20 protein-coding genes and 1 pseudogene are annotated in these 22,742 nt (G+C 54.2%); 13 read left to right on the forward strand and 8 right to left on the reverse strand.

Features of this window, described 5'->3' with window-relative positions; translation table 11 throughout:
* Positions 1 to 290 (forward strand): IS5/IS1182 family transposase (locus H627_RS0112675; RefSeq protein ID WP_027829249.1); only part of this gene is annotated, 290 nt, incomplete at its 5' end.
* Here H627_RS0112675 and H627_RS0112680 read toward each other — a convergent pair.
* From H627_RS0112680 to rpmH, 7 genes are all read right to left on the reverse strand, one after another.
* Positions 283 to 876, reverse strand: coding sequence for a hypothetical protein (locus H627_RS0112680; protein ID WP_152319401.1), 594 nt, complete (start codon positions 874 to 876; stop codon positions 283 to 285). The genes H627_RS0112675 and H627_RS0112680 overlap by 8 nt on opposite strands.
* A 92-nt stretch (positions 877 to 968) precedes the next feature.
* Positions 969 to 2,867, reverse strand: coding sequence for a tRNA uridine-5-carboxymethylaminomethyl(34) synthesis enzyme MnmG (mnmG, locus tag H627_RS0112685; protein ID WP_027829251.1), 1,899 nt, complete (start codon positions 2,865 to 2,867; stop codon positions 969 to 971).
* 12 nt (positions 2,868 to 2,879) lie between these two features.
* Entirely contained in the window at positions 2,880 to 4,274 is a 1,395-nt protein-coding gene (gene mnmE, locus H627_RS0112690) for a tRNA uridine-5-carboxymethylaminomethyl(34) synthesis GTPase MnmE (RefSeq protein WP_027829252.1), read from the reverse strand.
* Positions 4,275 to 4,559: 285 nt separating this feature from the next.
* Positions 4,560 to 5,393, reverse strand: a complete 834-nt coding sequence (gene jag, locus H627_RS0112695) for an RNA-binding cell elongation regulator Jag/EloR (protein WP_027829253.1) — start codon at positions 5,391 to 5,393, stop codon at positions 4,560 to 4,562.
* A 43-nt stretch (positions 5,394 to 5,436) separates the two neighbouring features.
* On the reverse strand, positions 5,437 to 6,279 hold the full coding sequence (locus H627_RS0112700) for a YidC/Oxa1 family membrane protein insertase (RefSeq protein WP_027829254.1): 843 nt from the start codon (positions 6,277 to 6,279) through the stop codon (positions 5,437 to 5,439).
* 4 nt (positions 6,280 to 6,283) lie between these two features.
* A complete protein-coding gene (gene rnpA / locus H627_RS0112705) occupies positions 6,284 to 6,670 on the reverse strand; it encodes a ribonuclease P protein component (RefSeq protein ID WP_027829255.1) in 387 nt (128 codons plus the stop codon).
* Between the two features lie 313 nt (positions 6,671 to 6,983).
* The gene (gene rpmH, locus H627_RS19805) at positions 6,984 to 7,124 is read right to left on the reverse strand and encodes a 50S ribosomal protein L34 (RefSeq protein WP_081674917.1); all 141 of its coding nucleotides are present in this window, start codon (positions 7,122 to 7,124) and stop codon (positions 6,984 to 6,986) included.
* 560 nt (positions 7,125 to 7,684) lie between these two features.
* Between rpmH and dnaA the strand changes: the two genes are divergently transcribed.
* The 12 genes and pseudogenes from dnaA to H627_RS0112755 all read left to right on the forward strand — a co-directional run bounded on the left by dnaA (position 7,685) and on the right by H627_RS0112755 (position 21,977).
* On the forward strand, positions 7,685 to 9,061 hold the full coding sequence (dnaA, locus tag H627_RS0112710) for a chromosomal replication initiator protein DnaA (RefSeq protein WP_027829256.1): 1,377 nt from the start codon (positions 7,685 to 7,687) through the stop codon (positions 9,059 to 9,061).
* A gap of 174 nt (positions 9,062 to 9,235) precedes the next feature.
* Positions 9,236 to 10,375 carry a DNA polymerase III subunit beta gene (gene dnaN / locus H627_RS0112715; RefSeq protein ID WP_027829257.1) on the forward strand — a complete coding sequence of 380 codons (1,140 nt, stop codon included), beginning with the start codon at positions 9,236 to 9,238 and terminating at the stop codon, positions 10,373 to 10,375.
* Positions 10,376 to 10,645: 270 nt separating this feature from the next.
* Positions 10,646 to 10,885, forward strand: coding sequence for an RNA-binding S4 domain-containing protein (locus H627_RS0112720; protein ID WP_051225425.1), 240 nt, complete (start codon positions 10,646 to 10,648; stop codon positions 10,883 to 10,885).
* Positions 10,875 to 12,023 carry a DNA replication/repair protein RecF gene (gene recF, locus H627_RS0112725; RefSeq protein WP_027829259.1) on the forward strand — a complete coding sequence of 383 codons (1,149 nt, stop codon included), beginning with the start codon at positions 10,875 to 10,877 and terminating at the stop codon, positions 12,021 to 12,023. The genes H627_RS0112720 and recF overlap by 11 nt, the downstream gene beginning before the upstream one ends.
* A 49-nt stretch (positions 12,024 to 12,072) precedes the next feature.
* Positions 12,073 to 14,043, forward strand: coding sequence for a DNA topoisomerase (ATP-hydrolyzing) subunit B (gyrB, locus tag H627_RS0112730; RefSeq protein WP_051225426.1), 1,971 nt, complete (start codon positions 12,073 to 12,075; stop codon positions 14,041 to 14,043).
* Positions 14,044 to 14,069: 26 nt separating this feature from the next.
* Positions 14,070 to 16,733 (forward strand): DNA gyrase subunit A, encoded by a 2,664-nt coding sequence (gene gyrA, locus H627_RS0112735; protein ID WP_027829261.1) that lies wholly within the window; start codon positions 14,070 to 14,072, stop codon positions 16,731 to 16,733.
* 105 nt (positions 16,734 to 16,838) lie between these two features.
* Positions 16,839 to 18,248 carry an MFS transporter gene (locus tag H627_RS0112740; RefSeq protein ID WP_027829262.1) on the forward strand — a complete coding sequence of 470 codons (1,410 nt, stop codon included), beginning with the start codon at positions 16,839 to 16,841 and terminating at the stop codon, positions 18,246 to 18,248.
* Between the two features lie 70 nt (positions 18,249 to 18,318).
* Complete coding sequence (locus H627_RS20740) at positions 18,319 to 18,831, forward strand: hypothetical protein (RefSeq protein WP_226999207.1); 513 nt, start codon at positions 18,319 to 18,321, stop codon at positions 18,829 to 18,831.
* Entirely contained in the window at positions 18,806 to 19,669 is an 864-nt protein-coding gene (locus H627_RS20745) for a hypothetical protein (RefSeq protein WP_226999208.1), read from the forward strand. Before H627_RS20740 ends, H627_RS20745 begins: the two co-directional genes overlap by 26 nt.
* Before the next feature lie 128 nt (positions 19,670 to 19,797).
* Positions 19,798 to 20,475 (forward strand): annotated as a pseudogene (locus tag H627_RS18325) (NAD(P)-binding domain-containing protein); the annotation flags it as partial.
* 23 nt (positions 20,476 to 20,498) lie between these two features.
* Entirely contained in the window at positions 20,499 to 20,915 is a 417-nt protein-coding gene (locus H627_RS19810; protein ID WP_081674919.1) for an NAD(P)-binding domain-containing protein, read from the forward strand.
* Positions 20,916 to 20,927: 12 nt separating this feature from the next.
* A complete protein-coding gene (locus tag H627_RS0112755) occupies positions 20,928 to 21,977 on the forward strand; it encodes an ammonium transporter family protein (RefSeq protein ID WP_027829263.1) in 1,050 nt (349 codons plus the stop codon).
* A 70-nt stretch (positions 21,978 to 22,047) separates the two neighbouring features.
* Here the strand turns inward: H627_RS0112755 and H627_RS19435 are convergent, their stop codons facing one another.
* On the reverse strand, positions 22,048 to 22,467 hold the full coding sequence (locus H627_RS19435; RefSeq protein WP_027829264.1) for a helix-turn-helix transcriptional regulator: 420 nt from the start codon (positions 22,465 to 22,467) through the stop codon (positions 22,048 to 22,050).
* Positions 22,468 to 22,742 lie beyond the last annotated feature (275 nt).

Here is a 22,742-nt window from a genome sequence, read left to right on the forward strand (position 1 = left end):
TCGGTACTATTCCATTGAAGAGCGTCAATGTCTTGGCGGACAAAGCGTACGGGACGCAGGCGCTACGAGACTTCATCACGTCTCAGGAGGGATACTACACAATCCCACCCAAAAGCAATGCAGTGAACCCCTGGCCGTGCGACTTCTATCTTTACAAGGAGCGACATCTAATCGAAGGCTTCTTCAACCAGATGAAGGAGTTCAGGCGTATAGCCACACGCTATGATAAGCTCGCGCATGTCTTTCTGGGCGCGGTTTACGTTGCAGCAATATGGGTATGGCTTAAGTAATTTTCAGACACACCCTAGTACTTTTGGAATGGAAATACTTTCCAACACCAAAAATTCTAGACCCATTATTCTGAGTCAGCACCACTTCGGCATCCGGGATCGTATCATCATGATCGTATGCGCCTTTGCCGAACTGCCCATAAGGGATAAATCCGCCAGGTAGAGTCAGTTGAAGTTCCTGTTTAGCCAGTTTTTTCCGCCCGGTGAGTACTTTCTGCACATACACTGTCAATACCGTGACTAAACGCCCGCTTGGCTGCGCTGGTGCTTGCTGCCAATCAGTGACGTAGGCGCGTACTGTCGTGGTTTGCGGGTACTTTTTCAGCTTAGCCAGCGATTCGGGCAGGAGGGAAACCAGGTCATCCTGGGGATCATAGTTGACCGTCCGATACTGCCCATGGGCCTGCTTGAACTTGTCCATATTATTGTCCGCCACCACGCGATACGTTGGCACCGTCTCGGCTTTTTGTTCCGTTTTAACCGGTGTCGGCTTATTCTTCGCCGTGGGTGTTTTAGGCGCGCAACCACCCGCCGCTAACAATACCAAAAGGGCCGCCGCCAATACCCAACCGATTTTCCTTTTCATTCTGCCTCATCTCCCCATCTATACCAATATACGAAATTGTGAACAAAAAAACAACAGGAGTAATCATCCCCTGCTGCTGGCTAACGCTTCGCTTATCCAACCTTCGCGATCTTGCCCTGTTCAATATACACACTGAGAATCGCGACATCCGCTGGGTTCACTCCGGAGATTCGGCCCGCTTGGGCAATTGTCTCCGGCTGAATTTTGGTCAGCTTCTGCCGCGCTTCGGTGGCAATGCCATTAATCGCATTGTAGTCAATGTGAGCCGGAATCTTCTTGGCTTCCAACCGGTGCAGCCGGTCGATCTTCTGCTGCTCCTTGGCGATATAACCGGCGTACTTGATCTGGATCGTCACCTGTTCGATGACCCGCCGATCCACATCAGGATGGTCTGGCATAAATTGGGCCAGGTCTTCGTAGCTGACCTCAGGCCGCTTCAAGAAGTCGCTGGCGAGAATGCCGTCCTTCAACGGCGCGCCGCCCTTACTGGCGAGGAAGTCATCGACGGCTTGACCGGGCTTGATGCGGATACTATGCAACCGGTCCATTTCAGCTTGAATAGCCTGCTTTTTAGTTTCAAAGGCCGCGTAACGGTCATCATCGATCAGCCCAAGCGTATGCCCTTTCTCCGTTAACCGCAAATCAGCGTTGTCGTGGCGCAGTACCAAGCGGTACTCGGCTCGGCTGGTGAGCAGCCGATACGGTTCATTGGTCCCTTTGGTCACCAAATCGTCGATCATCACGCCAATGTATGCTTGGTCGCGACCCAGGGTGAAGCCGGGCTTGCCCTGAGCGCGCAAAGCCGCATTGATACCGGCAATGATACCCTGGCCCGCCGCTTCTTCGTAACCGGACGTGCCATTCATCTGACCCGCGGTGAACAGATTTTTGACGTGTTTCGTCTCCAGGGTATGGGTCAGCTGCCACGGCTCGATCACGTCGTATTCAATCGCGTAGCCCGGCCGCATCATCTTAGCGTGCTGCAAGCCGGCCACCGTGTGGAGCATCTTCTGTTGGATTTCCTCCGGCATGGACGTGGAGAAATCCCCGACATAATACTCGCTGGTGTCTCGGCCTTCCGGCTCTAAGAAAATCTGGTGGCGGGGCTTATCGGCAAAACGGACCACCTTGTCTTCGATGGACGGGCAGTACCGCGGGCCCACGCCCTTGATAACGCCGGAAAACATCGGCGCCCGCTTCAGATTGGCCCGAATGATCTTGTGGGTCTCCTCGTTGGTATAGGTCATCCAGCAGGACATTTGATCCGTCACGTAGTCCGCATCTTTCGTCGTGAAACTAAAGGCGTTGGGGGTCTTGTCCCCCGGCTCTTCCTGAGTCTGGTCATAATCGATTGTGTTGCCGTTGACCCGGGGCGGCGTACCGGTCTTGAACCGGCGCAGCTTAAAGCCCAGTTTCTCCAGGTTTTCAGAAAGTTCAATGGACGGAATCGAGTTGTTCGGACCAGAGGAATACATTAACTCACCGATGATGATTTTGCCTCGGGAACTGGTGCCGGCTGTCAGGACCACCGACTTGGCCCGGTAGCGGGCGCCGGTATTGGTGACAACGCCCCGACATTCGCCATCTTCAACGATCAAATCCGTCGCCATGCCCTGGCGCAACGTCAAATTCGGCGTATTCTCCAGTGTGTCTTTCATTACCCGGTGATAGGCATTCTTGTCTGCCTGAGCCCGCAAAGCGCGTACCGCCGGCCCCTTGCCGGTATTCAGCATGCGCATCTGAATGTACGTGGCGTCAATATTCTTGCCCATTTGGCCGCCCAGCGCGTCCACTTCCCGGACCACGATGCCCTTCGCCGGACCGCCCACGGAGGGGTTGCAGGGCATGAAGGCCACCATTTCCAAGTTCAAAGTAATCAGCATGGTTTTTTGACCCATACGGGCGGCAGCCAAGGCCGCTTCACTGCCGGCATGGCCGGCGCCAACGACGATCACGTCGTAGTCATCCGCTGTATATTCAGGTACAGTCACGTTTTTTTCCTCCTACTTGCCTAAACAGAATTGACTGAACAATTGGGTGATCAGTTCATCCGGCGCATTTTCGCCGACCACTTCGCCCATTTTCTCCCAGGCGGTGGTCATGTCGATTTGCACGAGATCCAAAGGCACCTCATTTTGCAAAGCGGTGATCACCTCGTCCAAGGCCGCCTTGGCCTGGGCCAGCAGCCCATATTGGCGGGCATTGGTGACCAGCACATTGCTCTGGGAATTCTCGATGCCTTCACCGAAGAATAACCTGGCAATGGCCGCTTCCAGCGCATCCAAACCTGCTGTTTTCAGAATCGACACCGAAATGATCCGACTGTCGTCAGTGACCAGTGCTTCTAGGTTCTCCGGATGCAGCGCCGCCGGCAGATCCGTCTTGTTCAACAGAATGATCCGTTTCTTATCCTGAGTGGCCTTGAGCAGTTCCCGGTCGTCGCTTTGCAAAGGCGCGCTGGCATCCAGCACCAGCAAGACCAAATCAGCTTGGCCCAGTGCCTTCTTAGAACGCTCCACCCCGATCTTTTCCACTTTATCCGTCGTGTGGTGAATACCGGCCGTGTCCACCAGCTTCAGTGGTACGCCCCGGACATTGACGTATTCTTCCAAAGTGTCCCGCGTCGTCCCCGCCACGTCGGTCACGATCGCCTTATCCTCGTGGAGCAGGTAGTTCAGCAGACTGGACTTGCCCACGTTGGGCCGGCCGATAATTGCCGTCGCCAAGCCTTCCCGCAGAATCTTGCCCTGGTTGGCGGTCTTCAACAGCTGCACCAGATGATCCCGCACTTTCTGGGCCTTTTCCAGCATCATCTTGCCGGTCACTTCGTCCATTTCGTACTCGGGGTAGTCGATGTTGACTTCCTCTTGGCCTAAGACAGAAAAGATATCCTGGCGCAGGTTCTTGATTAAGTGGGATAAATTACCATCCAGCTGATCCACCGCCACCTGCATGGCCTTGTCGGTCTTAGCCCGAATCAAGTCCATCACCGACTCCGCCTGGGTCAAGTCGATTCGGCCATTGAGAAAGGCCCGCTTCGTGAACTCCCCGGGTTCCGCCATCCGCGCGCCCTGGCTCAGCAGCAGCTGCAGGATCCGGTTGGTGTCCACGATGCCGCCGTGACAGTTGATCTCGATGACATCTTCCCGGGTATACGTCTTGGGCGCGCGCATCACCGACACCATCACCTCATCAACGACGTCCTGGGTCGCCGGATCCACGATGTGGCCGTAATTAATCGTATGGGTCGGCACGTTGGCCAAGTCTTTCCCCTTAAATACCCGCTGGGCCACTTGGATCGCCTCATCGCCGGACAAGCGCACGATCGAAATCCCGCCTTCACCAGGCGGCGTCGAAATCGCTGCAATCGTATCGTATGCCGTAATTGAATTTGCCATCGATTATTTCCTTTCTCGTACAGAGTGTTGTCAATCGGTATTTTTATGGAGTGCCGGACACTTCTAATTTTTGTAGAGGGAGCACTTGGCACGGCCAATTTGCCCAACCCTTCGGCAATAAAAAAAGCGCTATTGCCAATCACCCCCAGGTCCAGAGACCCCCGGCGGTGATTGGCTAAAGCACTTTGACTACTTCAACCGATTTAATTTAGGACAATAATAGCACGGCGCCCCAAGTCTCGCAACTCAGGGCGCCGAAAAAATATAATAGCACTTTTCCGAAAACTAGATGACGCTGCCTTTCTTTCGCTCAATCACCACATACCGCTTGGGCTCATCGCCCTCGGAATGGGTGATCACATACGAATTATCGGCCAACGTCGCGTGCAGGACCTTGCGCTCAAACGACGGCATCGGGTCCAAGAAAATCGGCTGACCGCTGGCGATCACATCCCGAGCCGTTTTCACCGCCAGCTTCTCCAGAATCTGTTCCCGCCGCTCCCGGTAATTCCCGACGTTAAGTTCCACCGTATCGTGGCTGTGCGTCAGGTGAGAAAACAGGATCTGGGCCAGATACTGCAAGGAATTGATTGTTCGGCCGTGCTTCCCGATCAACAGCCCCTCCCGGTCTGTCGCTAGGAAGAAAGTCCATTTGTCCCGGCCGGTTTTTTCAATCTTAACGGTGGTCGGCAGGGCCAAGGCGGTGGTGACGTTCACCACGTAGGCGGACACCTGCGCCAGAGCAGCTTCGATGTGCTGCTCTCGGGCGTTCGTCATCCCCGCGGCTGGGCGCGCGGATGGATCCGGCGGGTCATCCACCAAGGCCATGGTGGCCGTACCGGCAGTCGCCGTGACCTTCTCCGGATTATGCCCCGGTAAATGCGGATGGGGCAAATCGTGATGATGGTGTTTCGGCGGTGCGGGTACCGCGATATTGAATGAATCTACGTTAATTTCGATTTTATTAATATTGACGACGGCCGGTTTACGGCCAAACCCCAGAAATCCCCGCTTCCCCTCGGCGATCACGTCGACGGTGACTTCATCCCGGGCTAAGCCTAACTCGGCTAAGCCATTGTCAATGGCTTCTTGTAAATTACGTCCTTCATACGTTGGCATATTCTTCTCGGTCCTCCTTTACCCTGGGCGGGCAAGTGCGGTCTTACCGCTTCTTGAACGCCCGGCGCTTCGCCTTGCGGAGTTGTTTCTCCTTTTCCCGCTTGGCCTTTTCTTTCTCCTCCATTTCCCGCTGCATTTGCCACGGGTTCTGGAGAACAAGGGTCTGGCCGATCTGGAACAAACTGGAAACAACCCAGTAGATGGAAACGGCGGAAGCGGTGATCCAGGCGAACCACAGCATCATGACCGACGAGAAAACCGTCATGATGGTCCCCATGCCGCCCTGTTGCGGCGTCGCCTTCATGGCGAGCCAGGAGGACAGGAAAGTGAAGATACCCGCCAAAATCGGCAGGACATGCCACGGATCAGGATCCCCAAGCTGCATCCAGAGGAACGTCCCTTGGCGCAGCGCGGTGGTCCGGAAAATCACTTGATACAGCATCAGCATGACCGGCAGCTGCACCAGCATCGGCAAACACCCAAGCATCGGGTTGATCCCGGCCTCGGAGTACAGCTTTTGCGTTTCTTCATTCAGCTTTTGCCGCGAATCCATATCCTTGCCCGGATATTTAGCCTGCAAGGCTTTGACTTCCGGCTGCAGCTGCATCTGCTTCTTGGTGCTCTTCGTCTGGAAGTGCATCAGCGGTAACAAAACGATCCGAATAATAATGGTAAATACGATGATGGCCCAGGCATAACTCAAATGGAAGTTATTGACCATCCAGAGTAAGAACTGTTGGAAATAGTAGATAACATAGCGGTCCCAAAAACCAGTTGAATTTTTGGTGACCGGACTGGTACCGCAGCCGGTCAGAACAACAACCAGCAGGGCCAGCGCGGCGAATAACAGAATGCGTTTGAGCGTCCGTTTCGTATGCTTGTTCACGTGACTAACCTCGTTCTTCTTGGTTTTGATTATCCTGATTTTGCGCAGGGTCGGCCAGCAGGCGGGCCAACGTTAACACATGGATCAAATTGCTCTTCGTTTCCGCCATATCTAATTCCTTGGCGCCTTTGCGGGCAATGACCAAGAAATCCATGGCCTGAGGTAATTCATTCTTCAGTTCGTATAAAGATTGCCGAATATACCGCTTTACCCGGTTGCGGTCGACAGCGGTATGACCAACTTTTTTACCGACACTGATGCCAACCCGAAAATGTTTCTGCCCGGGCTTGGCCAACTGATAGATCACAAAGTGGCGGTTGGCCACTGAATGACCGGCATCAAACACCTGCTGGAAATCTTTCTCCGATTTCACTCGATATGATTTGCGCAAAACGTGTTCCCTTCCTGGATCAGCAGGCCCGAGTGGTCTGCTGGTCGCCTATTCAATGGTGTGTTGCGGTGGTGGATGGAAAGCTAGGGGGCCTTCCCTAAACGGGCTCCGGCCGACCAGAAGCTAGGGCTGGCAGCCTTCTCCGCTTAAACGGGCTCCGCCGACCAGCAGCTAGGGCATAAGACCGGCCGGCTGCGCCCTCTGTCTTCATAAAAAAACGGCGAAAGAGCACCACCTGGGGCCCTTTCGCCGTTTGGCTGGCGCAAAACGTCAAGCACGAGACTTGGGTAACGCCGTCCGTTGACTGCCGCAATTACGCAGACAGGACGCGACGGCCCTTGGCCCGGCGCCGTGCTAACACTCTGCGGCCGTTCTTGGTGCTCATGCGCTTCATAAAACCATGCACACGCGCACGGTGGATTTTCTTAGGTTGATAAGTACGTTTCGTTGACATCGATTGACACCCCCTCGGTCCATAGGTGACGCTCATCATACACTGATAAGCGTATTACTGATAAATAATAGCATATTTTAGAGAAGCCGCCAATAACGAATTAAAAAAACCGGTCAACTTTTTTCAGGAAACTAAGCAAACTGTTGTAGTACAGCCTGTGGATAACTCAAGAAAATACTCCCCGGGATTGTCCACACCCTGTTTTTTTAGTGTGGATAACCTCTGGAAAAGTGATTTTCCATTCCCGCGAGTTATCCCCCGGTTACCCACCAAAAAATGACAATCCACAGCGTGTCTAAAAGTTGTCCACAATGTTGGATAACCATCTGTGTATAACTCGCCAGTCCGTGTCTAGATAGGCTTTCTTAACTCTTCCAGTATGTGGACAACTTTATCCAGCGGTCTGGTTTTCCCTTGTTTCCCCGGCCTGTGGATAACTGTTTATACACCCCTGTGCGGTTCTTTGGGAAATAATTATCCCCCTGTGGAAAACTTTCGGCCGCAATGCTAAAATGTTCAGCGTGACCCATTTAAGAAATACGGTTCAGGGGGGCGGCGCTATGGCCGATAATTTGGCCGATCTTTGGCAATACATCGATCAGAACTTTCAGGAAAAATTTTCTAATTTCAGCTACAAGGCTTGGATCGCCACTGCCAAGCCCGTGGCAATCCGCAATAATCAACTTATTATTAGTGTCCCCACGCAGCTGCATAAGGATTACTGGGAACGGCAATTAATGGTCCCGGTCGTCGAGCTGGTTTATCAATATACGCAGAAAGAACTCACGCCGATCATTCAAGTGGCCCAATCCTCCGACGATAATCCAGAAACTGCGCAATTCGGCAGTCCTGAGGAAACTGAAGAGGTGGAGAAGGACGAGAAGAATCCCGACTATCTGCGGGAAACGCATCTGAATGATAAGTATACGTTCGATACCTTCGTCATCGGCACCGGCAATCAGATGGCCCACGCAGCCGCGCTGGTCGTGTCAGAACAGCCGGGCCAAACCTATAATCCGCTCTTCCTCTACGGCGGCGTCGGATTAGGCAAGACCCACTTGATGCAGGCGATCGGGCACCAACTATTAAAGAACGATCCCCACGCCAAGGTGAAGTACGTGACCAGCGAGGCGTTCGTCAATGACTACATCACCTCGATCCAGACCCACCGGATGGAGCAATTCCGTTTGGAGTACCGGACCTGCGACCTGCTCATGGTGGACGATATTCAATTCTTTGCGGAAAAAGAAGGGGCCCAGGAGGAGTTCTTCCATACTTTCAACGAACTGTACAATAACCATAAGCAGATCGTGCTGACGAGCGACCGCCTCCCCAACGATATTCCGAAGCTGCAAGAACGACTGGTATCCCGCTTCAAATGGGGCCTGTCCGTGGACATTACCCCACCAGATCTGGAAACGCGAACGGCGATCCTGCGCAACAAAGCCAACGCCGAACAGTTGGATATCCCCGATGATACGCTGGGCTACATCGCAGCGCAGATCGATTCCAACGTCCGCGAATTGGAAGGCGCGCTGGTCCGGGTACAAGCCTTTGCCCAGATGAAGAAGACGCCGGTCACCACCAGCTTGGCGGCTGACGCCTTGAAGGGCTTAAAAGCAACAGCCACTGAAGAAATTCCCATTAGTCGGATCCAGCGGATCGTCGCCCGCTACTATCACGTGACTGTCCAGGAACTGCAAGGGAAAAAACGGGTCAAGGCGATCGTCAATCCCCGGCAGATCGCCATGTACCTGGCTCGGGAACTGACGGATAATTCTCTGCCGAAAATCGGTCAGGAATTTGGCGGTCGGGACCATACGACGGTGATCCACGGCTACGATAAAATCGCCGGCGAATTAAAAGATGACCCGGCTCTGCGGGACAGTCTCAACGAATTGAAGAGTATGATCCGGGAACAGGATGGGGATAACTAAGCGACTTTTCCAAAAAGTTATCCACCGGTTGTCCACAGGCTAAAGCGTTGCTAGGCTACGGCTGCGGATAGTTATCCCCCGAATACACAGGCCCTATTACTATTACTATAAAATCTTTTATAATAATAAAGGGCAGCGCCGCTGGCGCAGGAAAAAAGGAAGGATGTATACGTGATGAAGTTCACAATTAATCGTGATGTTTTTATCAAGACTCTCAACGATGTTTCACGGGCCATTGCCACTAAAACGACCATTCCGATCTTAACTGGGTTGAAGCTCACTCTAGACCAGGAAAAGCTGACATTCACCGGCAGCGATGCGGATATTTCCATTGAGACCAGTATCCCCGTGAGCAATGATGCTGCGGATCTCCAGGTCGCTGAACCAGGGAGTATCGTCCTGCCGTCCCGGTTCTTTACGGAAATCGTCAAGCGGCTGCCGGAAAAAGACATGACGATTGCCGTCACCGACACGCTCCAAGCAGTGATCACGTCAGGCCAATCAGAATTTACGATCAATGGGTCCAACAGCGATGAATATCCGTTGCTGCCGGAAATTGCGGATGATCATGCGTTGCAATTACCGGCTGATGTGCTGCGCGAAGTAATCGGGCAAACCGTTATCGCCGTATCGACCCAAGACAGCCGGCCCATTCTTACGGGGGTGCACATCGTGATCCATGATGGCGCGATGCTCGCCGTGGCTACTGATACCCACCGGTTAGCCCAGCGGATTGTCCGCCTCGAAGGCGCCGGCGATGCCGATTACGACATCAATGTTCCTGGCCGCAGCCTAGTGGAACTAGCCCGGACGATTCCGGACAGCGTGGACACCATTGATGTCCGCATCGCTGAAAACCAAGTCCTCTTCCTCTTAGGCAACACCGCCTTTTACTCCCGCTTGCTAGAGGGCAACTATCCGGATACCCAGCGGCTGCTGCCCACTGAGCACACCACGGCGATGACTGTGGCCGCTGCTTCCTTCCAGGCCGCTATTGAGCGGGCTTCCTTGTTATCCCACGAGAGCAGGAACAATGTCGTCCGCTTAGTTTTGACGCCGGAGAAGAACACAGCGGTACTATCCAGCACATCGCCAGACGTCGGCACGGTGCAGGAAGAGATCGCGTTCAAGGCCTTGACTGGCGACACCCTGGATATTTCATTCAACCCGGACTATATGAAAGATGCCTTGCGGGTTGTCGGCCAAAGCGACGTCACCATGGACTTTACATCCGCGTTGCGGCCCTTTACGATCCAGCCCACAGAAGATACCAGCCAATTCATTCAGCTGATCACGCCGATTCGGACCTTCTGATCGGTCCTTGACCAATCCTTCCCCATCAGGTTTTCCTGGTGGGGATTTTTTTGTCCACTGATCGGAGAAAATCGGTGGGACCCCGTGTATTTCGCCCAGATTTTCGTTCTGAGCGATTTTACTCATTTTTGACAAGGCACACTATTAAGCAAAAAGACGCCGGAAATTACCCATAAACAGCGAATTCAATTGTTTTCCTTGCCTAAAAAACGTATAATGGTAATGTAAACTTTTCTCAGGAATATCGGTTAGAAAGTGAGGTGGCGGTCGTTGGTCAATCAAGTCGTCACGCTGGCAGCCAGCGAAGAATTTATTACTGTTGGGCAATTGCTTAAAGAAGTCGGGGCCATCAGCACCGGCGGGCAGGCAAAGTGGTTTTTGCGCGAGCATCCGGTGGTGATTGACGGCGCCCAGGAAGACCGGCGGGGCCGCAAGGTATACCCCGGGACGCAGGTCATCGTACCAGCAGTCGGGACGGTCACTGTCGCGGCGGCCCCCCATGTATCTTGATCAGCTGACGCTCACCCACTTTCGCAACTACGCGGCCCTGCAAGTCCAATTTTCTCCCGGTTTGAATATCTTGCTGGGAAAAAATGCCCAGGGCAAAACCAATCTGCTGGAGGCCATCTACGTGCTGGCCTTGGCCCGCAGCCACCGGACGCACAACGATGATGAGCTGATCCAGTGGGGGGCGGACAGTGCCCAGGTGACCGGCCGGGTGGTGAAAACTACCGGGACTGTGCCGCTCACGCTGACCTTGACTAAAAAGGGCAAGAAGGCGACCGTGAATCATCTGGAGCAATCCCGGCTATCCAGCTATTTGGGCCAGCTTAACGTTGTCCTGTTCGCTCCGGAAGACTTGGACTTAGTCAAGGGGGCACCCAGCACCCGGCGGCGGTTTGTGGATATGGAATTCGGCCAGATGAGTCCGAAATATCTCTATAACCTGACCCAATATCGGGCAATTCTGCGCCAGCGCAACAAGTATTTGCGCCAGTTGCACTATCGCGATGCCAGGGACCTGGTGTATCTGGATGTGCTATCCGATCAGCTGGCCGGCTTTGGTGCTGAAATCATCCATACCCGTCAGGAATTGCTCGGCCGAATGGTCGTGTTCGCCAACCACTTGCATCAGGAAATCACCCAGGGCAAGGAGGAGCTGGCGTTTCATTACGTCCTGCCCAGTGAGCTGAGTCAGGCCAAAACGGTCCAGAAATTGTATCAGGCACTCTCAGCGCTTTATCAGAAATTGCGGCCGCGGGAGATCGATCAATCGGTCACCTTGGCCGGGCCGCACCGGGATGACGTCACGTTCATTACCAACGGCAAGGATGTGTCGGCGTTTGGGTCCCAGGGCCAGCAACGGACGGCGGCATTGAGTGTGAAATTAGCTGAAATCGAATTGATGAAAGAGCAGACCGGGGAATACCCGATCCTGCTCCTGGACGATGTGCTGTCCGAATTGGATACGGTCCGCCAGACGCACTTGCTGGCGACGTTCCAAAGCAAGGTCCAAACTTTTTTAACCACCACCGACCTGAGCGGGGTGGCCCAGGATATTGTCCATGATCCGCGAATCATGACGATTGATGATGGGATGTTGACGGTAACCAAGCCGGGCCAAGTGCCCGGTGCAGATCAGCAATGAATTGCGCCCGCATGGTGCGCCGTTCTCTGAAGCAGGAGGCTTATAGTTAATGGCAGACAAAGATCATTTAACCCCGAAAGAAGAGGCCCACGAAGAGCACATGGAAGAACTGGCGAAGAGTTATGACGCCAGTCAAATTCAAGTGCTGGAAGGCCTGGAGGCTGTGCGTAAGCGGCCTGGGATGTATATTGGCGCGACCAGCAGCCAAGGCTTGCACCATTTGGTATGGGAAATTATCGATAACGGCATCGATGAGGCCTTGGCCGGGTTCGCGACGAAGATCGAAGTGACTGTGGAGGCCGACGGCTCAGTGACGGTCCAAGATGACGGCCGGGGGATCCCGGTGGACATCCAGAAGAAGACGGGCAAGCCAGCACTGGAGACCGTCTTTTCGATCCTTCACGCTGGCGGTAAATTCGGCGGCGGCGGTTACAAGGTATCCGGCGGCCTGCACGGGGTCGGCGCCTCCGTCGTCAACGCATTGTCCACGACGCTGGATGTTACTGTTGCCCGGGAAGGCAAAAAGTATTACATGGACTTCCAGCGGGGCAAGGTCCACACGCCGATGAAAGTCATTGGCACCGCAGCGGAACATGAACATGGCACTATTGTCCACTTCGTCCCGGATCCAGAAATTTTCACCGAGACTACGACTTTTGACGATAAGATCCTGACGACGCGGATTCGCGAACTGGCTTTCTTGAATAAAGGCTTGAAGCTGACCTTCACTGATAAGCGCCAGGAGACCCATGAGAAGCTGGTCTTCCACTACGAAGGCGGGATCAAGAGCTACGTCGAGTATTTGGACCACGGCAAAGATGTGCTGTTTGAAGAACCGATCTACGTGGAAGGCAAACAAAACGGCATCACGGTGGAAGTGGCTCTGCAGTACATTTCCGGCTACCACTCCATCCTGATGACCTTCGCCAATAACATCCATACTTACGAAGGCGGGACCCATGAGGCCGGCTTCAAGGCAGCCTTGACCCGGGTGATCAATGATTACGCCCACAAGCAGAATATTATTAAGGACCCGGACGAAAAGCTTTCCGGGGACGATGTCCGAGAAGGCTTGACGGCGGTTGTGTCCATTAAGCACCCGGATCCCCAATTCGAAGGGCAGACCAAGACCAAGCTGGGCAACTCTGACGCCCGGACGGTGACTGATCGGACGTTCTCCGAGATGTTCACCAAGTTCTTGATGGAGAACCCCAACGAAGCGCGGGCTATTGTCGATAAAGGCATGGTCGCGTCCAAGGCCCGGGTGGCGGCCAAACGCGCCCGGGAAATGACCCGGAAGAAGTCCGGTCTGGAGATCAGCAATCTTCCCGGCAAGCTGGCGGATAACACCAGCAAGGATCCGGAGATCTCTGAGCTCTTCATCGTCGAGGGGGATTCTGCCGGTGGTTCGGCCAAGTCCGGCCGGTCGCGCTTGACCCAAGCTATTTTGCCGATTCGGGGCAAGATTTTGAACGTGGAGAAAGCCAGTATGGATCGGATTCTGGCCAATGATGAAATCCGCTCGCTGTTCACAGCGATGGGGACCGGTTTTGGTGGCGACTTTGATATTGCTAAAGCCCGCTACCACAAAGTGATCATCATGACCGATGCCGATGTCGATGGCGCTCATATTCGAGCACTGCTGCTGACGCTGTTCTTCCGCTACATGCGGCCGTTAGTCGATGCCGGTTATATCTACATCGCCGAACCGCCTCTGTACCAAGTGCGCCAAGGCAAGTTCGTCAAGTACGTCGATTCTGACGAAGAGCTGCAAGACGTGATGCAGACGCTGCAGCCCAGTCCCAAACCGGTCATTCAGCGGTACAAAGGGTTAGGGGAAATGGACGCCTCGCAGTTGTGGGATACGACCATGAATCCGGAGAACCGGCGCTTGGAGCGGGTCAACGTGGCCGATGCCATCGAGGCTGATGCCGTCTTTGACATGCTCATGGGGGACAAAGTTGAGCCGCGGCGGGAGTTCATTGAAAAGAATGCCACATACGCCGACATTGATATGTAACGGAATGAAGGGAGACAGCTAAATTCATGGATAATGCACAAGACCGGCGAATCCATACGGTCAACCTGCCGGAGACCATGCGCAAGTCCTTCCTGGACTATGCGATGAGTGTCATCGTTGCGCGGGCGCTGCCGGATGTCCGGGACGGCCTGAAACCGGTCCACCGGCGGATTCTTTATGGGATGAACGAATTGGGCGTGACCCCGGACAAGCCATATAAGAAATCGGCCCGGATCGTCGGGGACGTCATGGGGAAATTTCATCCCCACGGCGACTCCGCGATTTACGAGTCCATGGTGCGCATGGCCCAAGATTTCAGTTACCGCTATCCCTTAGTTGATGGTCACGGGAACTTCGGCTCCGTCGATGGCGACGGCGCTGCTGCGATGCGGTACACCGAAGCCCGGATGAGCAAGATTGCCACAGAAATGCTGCGGGATATCAACAAGGACACCATCGACTTCCAAGATAACTACGATGGTACGGAACGGGAACCGGTTGTTTTACCCTCCCGGATCCCCAATCTGCTGATCAATGGGGCGACCGGGATCGCCGTTGGGATGACGACGAATATCCCGCCCCATAATTTGAGCGAAGTCATTTCGGCCTTGCACATTCTGATGCGCAATCCGGACGCGACCACGGCGGACTTGATGGAGGCCTTGCCAGGGCCGGACTTCCCGACTGGCGGCGTGGTGATGGGCAAATCCGGCATTCGCCGGGCGTATGAGACCGGCCGCGGGAATATCATTTTGCGGGCCAAGGTCGAAGTGCAAACGGAGAAGAGCGGTAAGGAACGAATCATCGTTCACGAAATCCCCTACATGGTCAACAAGGCCAAGCTGGTGGAACGGATCGCGGAATTGGCCCGGGATCACCGGATCGACGGGATCACCACCCTGCAAGACGAGTCTGATCGGGAGGGCATGCGGATCACCATCGACATTCGCCGGGATACCTCGGCGACGGTCGTGCTGAACAATTTGTATAAGCTGACCCCGTTGCAGACGAACTTCTCCTTCAACATGGTTGCTATCGTGGACGGCGCGCCGCGGGTCCTGACGCTGAAGCAGATCCTAGTGTACTACCTGAAGCATCAGGAATCCGTCATCACTCGCCGGACCAAGTTCGACCTGCGCAAAGCCGAAGCCCGGGCCCATATTCTGGACGGCTTGCGGACGGCGCTGGACCACGTGGACGCCATTGTCTCGCTGCTGCGCAGCGCGCCCAACGGCGACGTGGCTAAGGCACAATTGATCGACCAGTTTGATTTGGATGATAAGCAGGCGCAAGCCATTCTGGACATGCGGATGGTCCGCCTGACCGGTCTGGAACGGGATAAGATCGACAGCGAGTTCAACGACTTGCAAGCCGCAATTGCCGATTACAAGGATATCCTCGCCAAGCCGGAACGAATTCACGAGATCATTTACCAAGAACTCTTGGATATCCAGAAGAAATATGGCGACAAACGCCGGACGGAATTACTGGTCGGCGAAGTGCTGAGTATCGAAGATGAAGACCTCATCGAACAAGAAGACGTTGTCTTGACACTCACCCACAACGGCTACATCAAACGGCTGCCGGCGGCCGAATTCAAGGTCCAAAACCGCGGCGGCCGCGGCATCCAAGGCATGGGCGTGCACGATGACGACTTCATCGAACACCTCATTTCGTCCTCGACCCATGATGTCCTGCTCTTCTTCACCAACCAGGGCAAGGTCTATCGGGCCAAGGGCTACGAGATTCCGGAATACAGCCGGACAGCCAAGGGTATTCCGATCATCAACCTGCTGGGGATCGATTCCGGCGAGCAGATCCAAACCGTGATCAATGTGGCCGTTGATGATCCAGCTGAACACTATCTCTTCTTCATCACTCGGGACGGGACGGTCAAGCGTACCAGCGTCCGCGAGTTTGCCAACATCCGCAGCAACGGCTTGAAGGCCATTAACCTGCGGGACGGTGATGAGCTGAGCAACGTCCTGCTGACGGATGGGCATCAGAACATCATCATCGGGACCCATACCGGCTACTCCGTCTCCTTCAACGAGACAACCGTTCGGGACATGGGCCGGGCGGCCAGCGGCGTGCGCGGTGTCCGGTTGCGCCCGGATGACTACGTGATCGGTTCCGACATCTTGAAGCCGGACTGTGAAGTGCTGGTGATTTCAGAAAATGGCTACGGCAAACGGACCGCAACCAGCGAGTATCCAATCAAGGGCCGCGGCGGTAAAGGGATCAAGACCGTGAACGTGACCAAGAAGAACGGTCCGCTGGCGGCGCTCACCGTGGTGGACGGCAGCGAAGACATGCTGCTGATCACCAATACCGGCGTGCTGATCCGCTTCAAGACCACCGATGTCTCCCAGACCGGCCGGTCCGCCATGGGTGTACGGCTGATCCGGTTGGACGAGGATGCCAGTGTATCCAGTTTGGCGAAAGTGGCCCCGGAGGAAGACGGCGGCGATGCTGCTGGTCCGGACGATAACGGTCAGGGACCGGCAGCCCCGACTGGCGAGGCCGGCGATGAACCGACGCCAAGCACCGCGGAAACCAGCGGCGGCAACTTGTCCTCAGGCCAATCCCAGGCGCTGGATGAGTTGTTGAATCGGGCGACGGAGGATCAGGATCAGGTTGACCATCCGGCCGACGATAATCACGATTCCGATTCCGATTCTGATGAGTAATTGAACATAGCAGCGTATCCTCACATTGAGGATGCGCTTTTTGTTTGCCGTTAGACTTGAAAACGCTCGCCGGTGTAAGGTAAACAAAAAGGAGCGGATAGCATAATGGCAGAGGCAGCAGGGAATACGAGAAAGAAGCACATGACGCGGCGGACAATGGTGGTGATCGTCGTCGTGGCCCTGTTGTCGTTCATCGGGGTATTGATCGAAACGTCGATGAACGTGACTTTCCCCACTCTGATGCGAGAATTCCATGTCTCACTGACTACGATTCAGTGGGTGACCGCCGGGTATCTGCTGACAGCAGCGCTGGTCATGCTGGCGTCAGCCTATTTGAAGCGGCGCTTCACCAACCGGGTACTGTTTATTTGGGCGGCAATGCTGTTTATCGTGGGTGATCTGCTCTGTGCCACGGCGACGACCTATTGGGTCTTGCTGGTCGGCCGGCTGATCCAAGCCGGCTGTGTGGGCCTAAGTACCCCGTTGATGGTGAATATCATTCTGGATGTCGTTCCGTTGCAGCATCTGGGTACTTATATGGGCATGGCCAACATGATCATCTTAGTCGCTCCAGCGCTGGGTCCAACCTTTGGTGGAGCGGTGGCGGCCTTTGCCAGCTGGCGGATGATTTTCTGGCTGACCCTGCCGATCACCCTGATTTTGCTGGTGATCGGCGTCCGGGTAATCGAACAGTACAGTCCGACTCGGCATTTTACGTTTGACTGGACTCGGTTTGCTTTGCTTGGAGTGGCGCTGGTCAGCCTGATTGTGGGCTTGAACGCCCTGGGCGAGGCCGGCGGCTGGCGGCAGTTTTTGATTTATTTGCTGGTGACGGCAGTGGCGTTAGGTGCTTTTAGCTGGTTTTCCAAGCGCAGTCACCGAATTCTCTTTTCCTTGGCGGTTTTCCGGGATAAGGCCTTTCTGTTCAGCTTTCTGCCCTATATCTTCCTGCAGTTCGCCAACGTCGGTATCAATTTTCTGCTGCCGAATTATGTCCAGGAAGTTGACGGTGCATCCGCGTTCGTTGGCGGACTGATTCTGCTGCCGGGGAGTCTGTTCAACGGCTTTGGCCAGCCGGTATACGGCTGGATGCTGGACCGCTTCGGCGGTAAGCTGCCGCTGTATTTAGGCGATGCGCTGTTCACGGTGGCGCTGGCCGGCTTTGCCCTGTGGGGCACCAGTTTGAGCGTGGCCGCGGTGACTTGGCTGTATCTGATTTTCGCCATTGGCCGCTCCATGGCGTTTGGCAACAGTGTGGCTTATGGCTTGAAGAAAATTGCCAAGCCGCTGCGCAACGATGCCAATGCGCTGTACAACACCGGCCAGCAAGTCTTCGGCGCAATTGGGACCACAGTGCTGGCGATGATGATGTCGTCGGTGAACCGACCGCAGTTGACCCACGGACAAAACGCAGCCTTAGGCAGTCGCGGGGCGTTTGCTTTGCTGACGGTGTTGGGCATCATTAACTTCCTGCTCTTCGTGAAACTGATCCATACGACCACGCCCGCTCAGTGATGTATAGGCGGCCGTGAATATCCTCGTTGTTGGATAAAGTTGTTTAAATTTGGAAAATAGGTGATAGATAATGACGCTTGATATTAACAGCATGACGAAGTGGCAAGAAGCTTTAAAAGAAGTTGGGCCGCGGTTAACGGCGACAGATAAGCATAATCAGTTCATTCAATACATAAAGGATCAAATTACGAGCCTTGGTTTTCAGATAGTACGTTTTCCGTTTACTATAAATCGTTGTGTGCAAGCCACGCGGCATCTTCAAAATGATGTGACCGGGGCGCCAATCCCAGATCTTGGGCCAGTACCGTATTCTGGCATCACTAGTCAAAATGGTGTTGTCGGAAAATTGCGCTTCTACCATTCAAAAAAAGATCCGAAAATGAAGGGAAAAATCGCTGTCATTAAAGTGACTAATTTTTCTCTGCCGACTTTTCTTTTGATGCACAAGATTGCGCAATACCCAGACAATGCCCGGCTAGCGTTCAGCATGCGGCATCCCCTCGTTGCCGCAACGTTAGCGGTGGATAAAAATCAAAGCGGCCAAAGACAGCGGTGCAGTGGCAGTTATCCTGCTGTGGCATAAAATCAGTGAAGGACTTGGTCAGGACGAGATCTTGCCCTTTACAAACGATTATCTCGGCATTCCGGCGATTTGGGTCCATGACCATCAGGCGTCCGTTTTGAAAGCGATGAACGACCAAGCAGTGCCTGTTCGTTTGACGATTACTGGCAGTTATCAAGCCAACGTGCCGACGGAATCATTTGCGGTAATTGTCCCCGGCCAACGTGCTGATCAGGAACTTTTTATCAATACCCATACCGACGGTCCTAATGAACTGGAAGAAAATGGTTCAGTGGCTCTATTGGCTATTTTAAAGGCGATCAAAGACGATCAATTGAAATTTGCCAACACACTGGTATTTGGATTTACCAGCGGTCATTTTCAAATCCCCCAAAGCGGAATTTCAGGGAGACAGGCCACTTCCAGATTATTGCAAGATTTTGAAAAATATGAGGCCAGTCATCATGTCTCAGCGAGAAAAGTGCTTGGCTTGACTGTCGAACACCTTGGTGGTGCAGAGTACACCGATGATTATAAAAATAATGCAGTCAGATTGAAAAGTGCGGATGACCCAATGTTTATTTATACGTCAGATAAAGCAAATAGAGAACTGGTGGGCCGCTGTTTGACGACGGTTAAACCGGCGGGGCGCTATTTCGTTCTTAAGCCGCGGCAAACATCATATTTTGGCGAAGGGCAGCCTTTATTTCAAGCTGGATGGCCAACCATTTCGTTCATTGCCATGCCCTTAGCCCTATGCCAGCAGCCGTCGGTCAAAACGGCGCCTAATATCAACCGGATGTATGAACAGACGAACCTGATCTTTCAAATCCTTCGGGAGGGCGATCGTCAGCTGTAACGCGTATACCTAGAGAGGCTATGCAGTGACATATGCGCATATGGGTACGTGTGCACGCATGGATCGAAAACCGCGTCTACAATGGTGTCTCGTTGCGAATTGGGATATTTTTGTAGGAGGCGGAGTATATGCACGACTATCGAGTGATTGTCATCGGCGCCGGTCCAGCTGGCTTAGGGACGGCGATTGCGCTGCAGGAATTGGGTGTCAGCGATGTCCAGGTAATCGATCAAGGAGAAATTGGCCACAGTTTTCGCCAGTGGCATCCGGAGATTCGCTTTATTTCGCCATCGTTTACGACTAACGGTTTTGGCTTTCCGGATTTGAATGCGATCACGCCGAATAGTTCGCCAACTTACGGCTTGCATACGGAGCATCCCAGCGGCCGGCAGTACGCCCGCTATTTGGAGGAATGTGCCGCGGCCTACGCGCTGCCAGTACTGACGCACACCACTGTGACGAAGATTCAACGATTCGGTGATGCGTTTCGCTTAGAAACGAATCGGGGTGAAATGCGGGCTAAATACGTCATCAGTGCGGTGGGCGATTTTTCTTTCCCTGCAACCCGCGGCATTCGCGGGGCCGAACTGGGCCGGCATTATGCGCAGATCGCCAGTTACCGGCCCTTCACCCGGCAGGAAGATCCGGTGGTGATCATCGGCGGCGGTGAATCCGGGTTTGATGCGGCGATCAAGTTGGCGGCGTTGGATCAGCGCAGTGTGCTGATCACTGATGTGGCGGCCATCGACAGTGTGGTGCCCGATCCGAGCATTGGCCTGTCACCCTATACGTATCAGCGCTATACGGCCATTCAGGAGGCTGTTTCGCTGTGGCGGGGCAACGGGTCACCGCCATTACCCAAACGGCTCAGAGCCCCTATACGGTCCATCTCGAGGATGGTCAATCGGTGCATACCCGCCAAGTACCGATTCTGGCCACCGGCTTCGCCAGTGTGGATGCGCCGCTGCAAACAGATCTGTTTGCTCACCGGGGCGATCGGGCCGAATTGAATCAGCTCGATGAATCCACAGTGACCCCGAATCTCTTTATGGTCGGACCGGAAGTGACCCATGAGGGCGTGATTTTGCGCTATATCTACAAGTATCGCCGGCGCTTCGCGGTTGTCGCGGCGGAGATCGCCCAGCGGGAGGGCATTACGCCGAATGCGAAGGCGCTGGCGGTGTACCAAGCCAATCATATGTATTTGACGGATTTGGCAGATTGCGCCGTCGATTGCGTTTGCTAGGGCGGTGCAGAAATGGCGAATACCCTTCTACAACTGCTGTGCTTTGCGGTAATGATTCCAATGATCGCCAGTGTGCCGCTGCTTTATAGTCAGAGCATGACCCAAGAGCGGGCGCCGCACACGCTGCGGGTGCAAATGACAGCTTTAGCAGCGGCGGTGGCGACGTGGCTGGTGATTGCTTATCCGCTGATCTATTTAGGCCCAGACCGCGTACTGGCCTGGTGGCTGGCGCTGGCCGGGCAGGCCGGCCAGCATTCCGGGATGCTGCTGAATGCTGGTGTGCAGATGGAATTCTATTTATACGCGGTGGTGATGTTTTGCGGCACGCTGACGGACCGGGTGCGCTGTCGCGGGCTGCTGTTGTTTATTCCCCTCTGGACGCTGCTGGTTTATTGTCCAGTGGCCTATCTGCTGTGGAACGGCCATGGCTGGTGGGCCGCTCAGGGCGCACTGGACTTTTCCGGGGGCTTAGTTGTGCACTTGACTGCCGGCGTGACCAGCCTGATTATGGCGCCTCGCTTGGCTGGTCGCGTCAATGGCTTACGAGCAGAACGCGGCTTGGCAGTGCCCACGATCTGTACCTTTTTGATCCTGCTGGGCTGGTTCGGTTTCAACCTCGCCCCGGCCGGCGGACAGACAGCGCTGTACGGATCGATTGTCTTGGGCACCTGCTTGGCGGTGTTGGGCAGTATTGCCGGTGCCGCCTTAGCCTGGTGGCCCGGACTGAGTGTCGGCCAAACACTGGATGCCATCGTGCTGGGGCTTGTGACCAGTACGGCAGGCATCGGCTATGTGCCGCCGGCGGTGATGTTTTTGATCACCCTGGCGGCGGGCTTTCTCTTGAACCGATGGCTCACCGGCTGGCGGACCAAGCTGGCTGAAGATCCCGTGGATTCGTTTGTGATGAACGGTGGCGGCGGGATGATTGGCGCTTTGGGCTTGATTATCTGGCGGGGGGAAGGGGTCTTTGCCCTGGTGGAACTGGGTGCCCTGGTCAGTGTGTTTGCCATCACGGCGGTGGGCAGCTGGCTGGCGCTGCAAGTGAGTCGAAAAGTCATGTAAAGCATGCCAAATAGCCGTTGAGATGAGCAATTACAATCGTCTCAGCGGCTATTCTGATATAGGAACCAAATCAGCCAATGATATGCTTGGAAACAGTGATTGCATCGGCAAATAACCAGAAAGCAACAATAGCCAGGACTTCCACCGCAATAACCACGCCAGCGGCAGTTTTGCTCCAATGAGGAAAGCGGCGGTTAAACAGAATAACCAGCGGTCCAATTAAGCCGAAAATGGGCACTATGATAGCAATTACAAGCAAGAGTACGGTTACTGCATCACTCGGTGCAGCGGGTGTTTCCGGCGGTGATGGTTTGACAAAGTCAGTGGCCATCAAAGTATTCAACTGAGTTAAAATCTCGGTATCCGGCCATGCTTTGTTAGTTTCCCAAGTAGAAACGGCCTGGCGGGTTACGAATAATTGACCGGCTAAATCAGCTTGGGTTAGATGGTGTTTTTGGCGATAAGTGATAATGGCTTGTCCAAGGGACATAATCCACACCTGCCTTTCTTTGCCCCCATTATCCAGCCTAATTGCGTGAAACACGAGCGAATCGCTCGCAATTGCGGAAGTTTGTCAAATGGTGTTGAAGGATAGTTTCTATCCTTTGGAGATCTCCTCGTGTGGGAGATCTTTTTTGTTGTTTTATTAGTTGCGGCGTTTAATCTGGTGTGTTGTCTGAATATCGTACTTGAAGGCATAACAAATAAGCCTACCATCGTGACGTTATTGTGGTAGATAATCTAGGCAATCAGCTGGTAGACGCG

Origin of the sequence: Schleiferilactobacillus harbinensis DSM 16991 (assembly GCF_000425885.1) — a bacterium.
In the GTDB taxonomy this organism is placed as follows: Bacteria; Bacillota; Bacilli; order Lactobacillales; family Lactobacillaceae; genus Schleiferilactobacillus; species Schleiferilactobacillus harbinensis.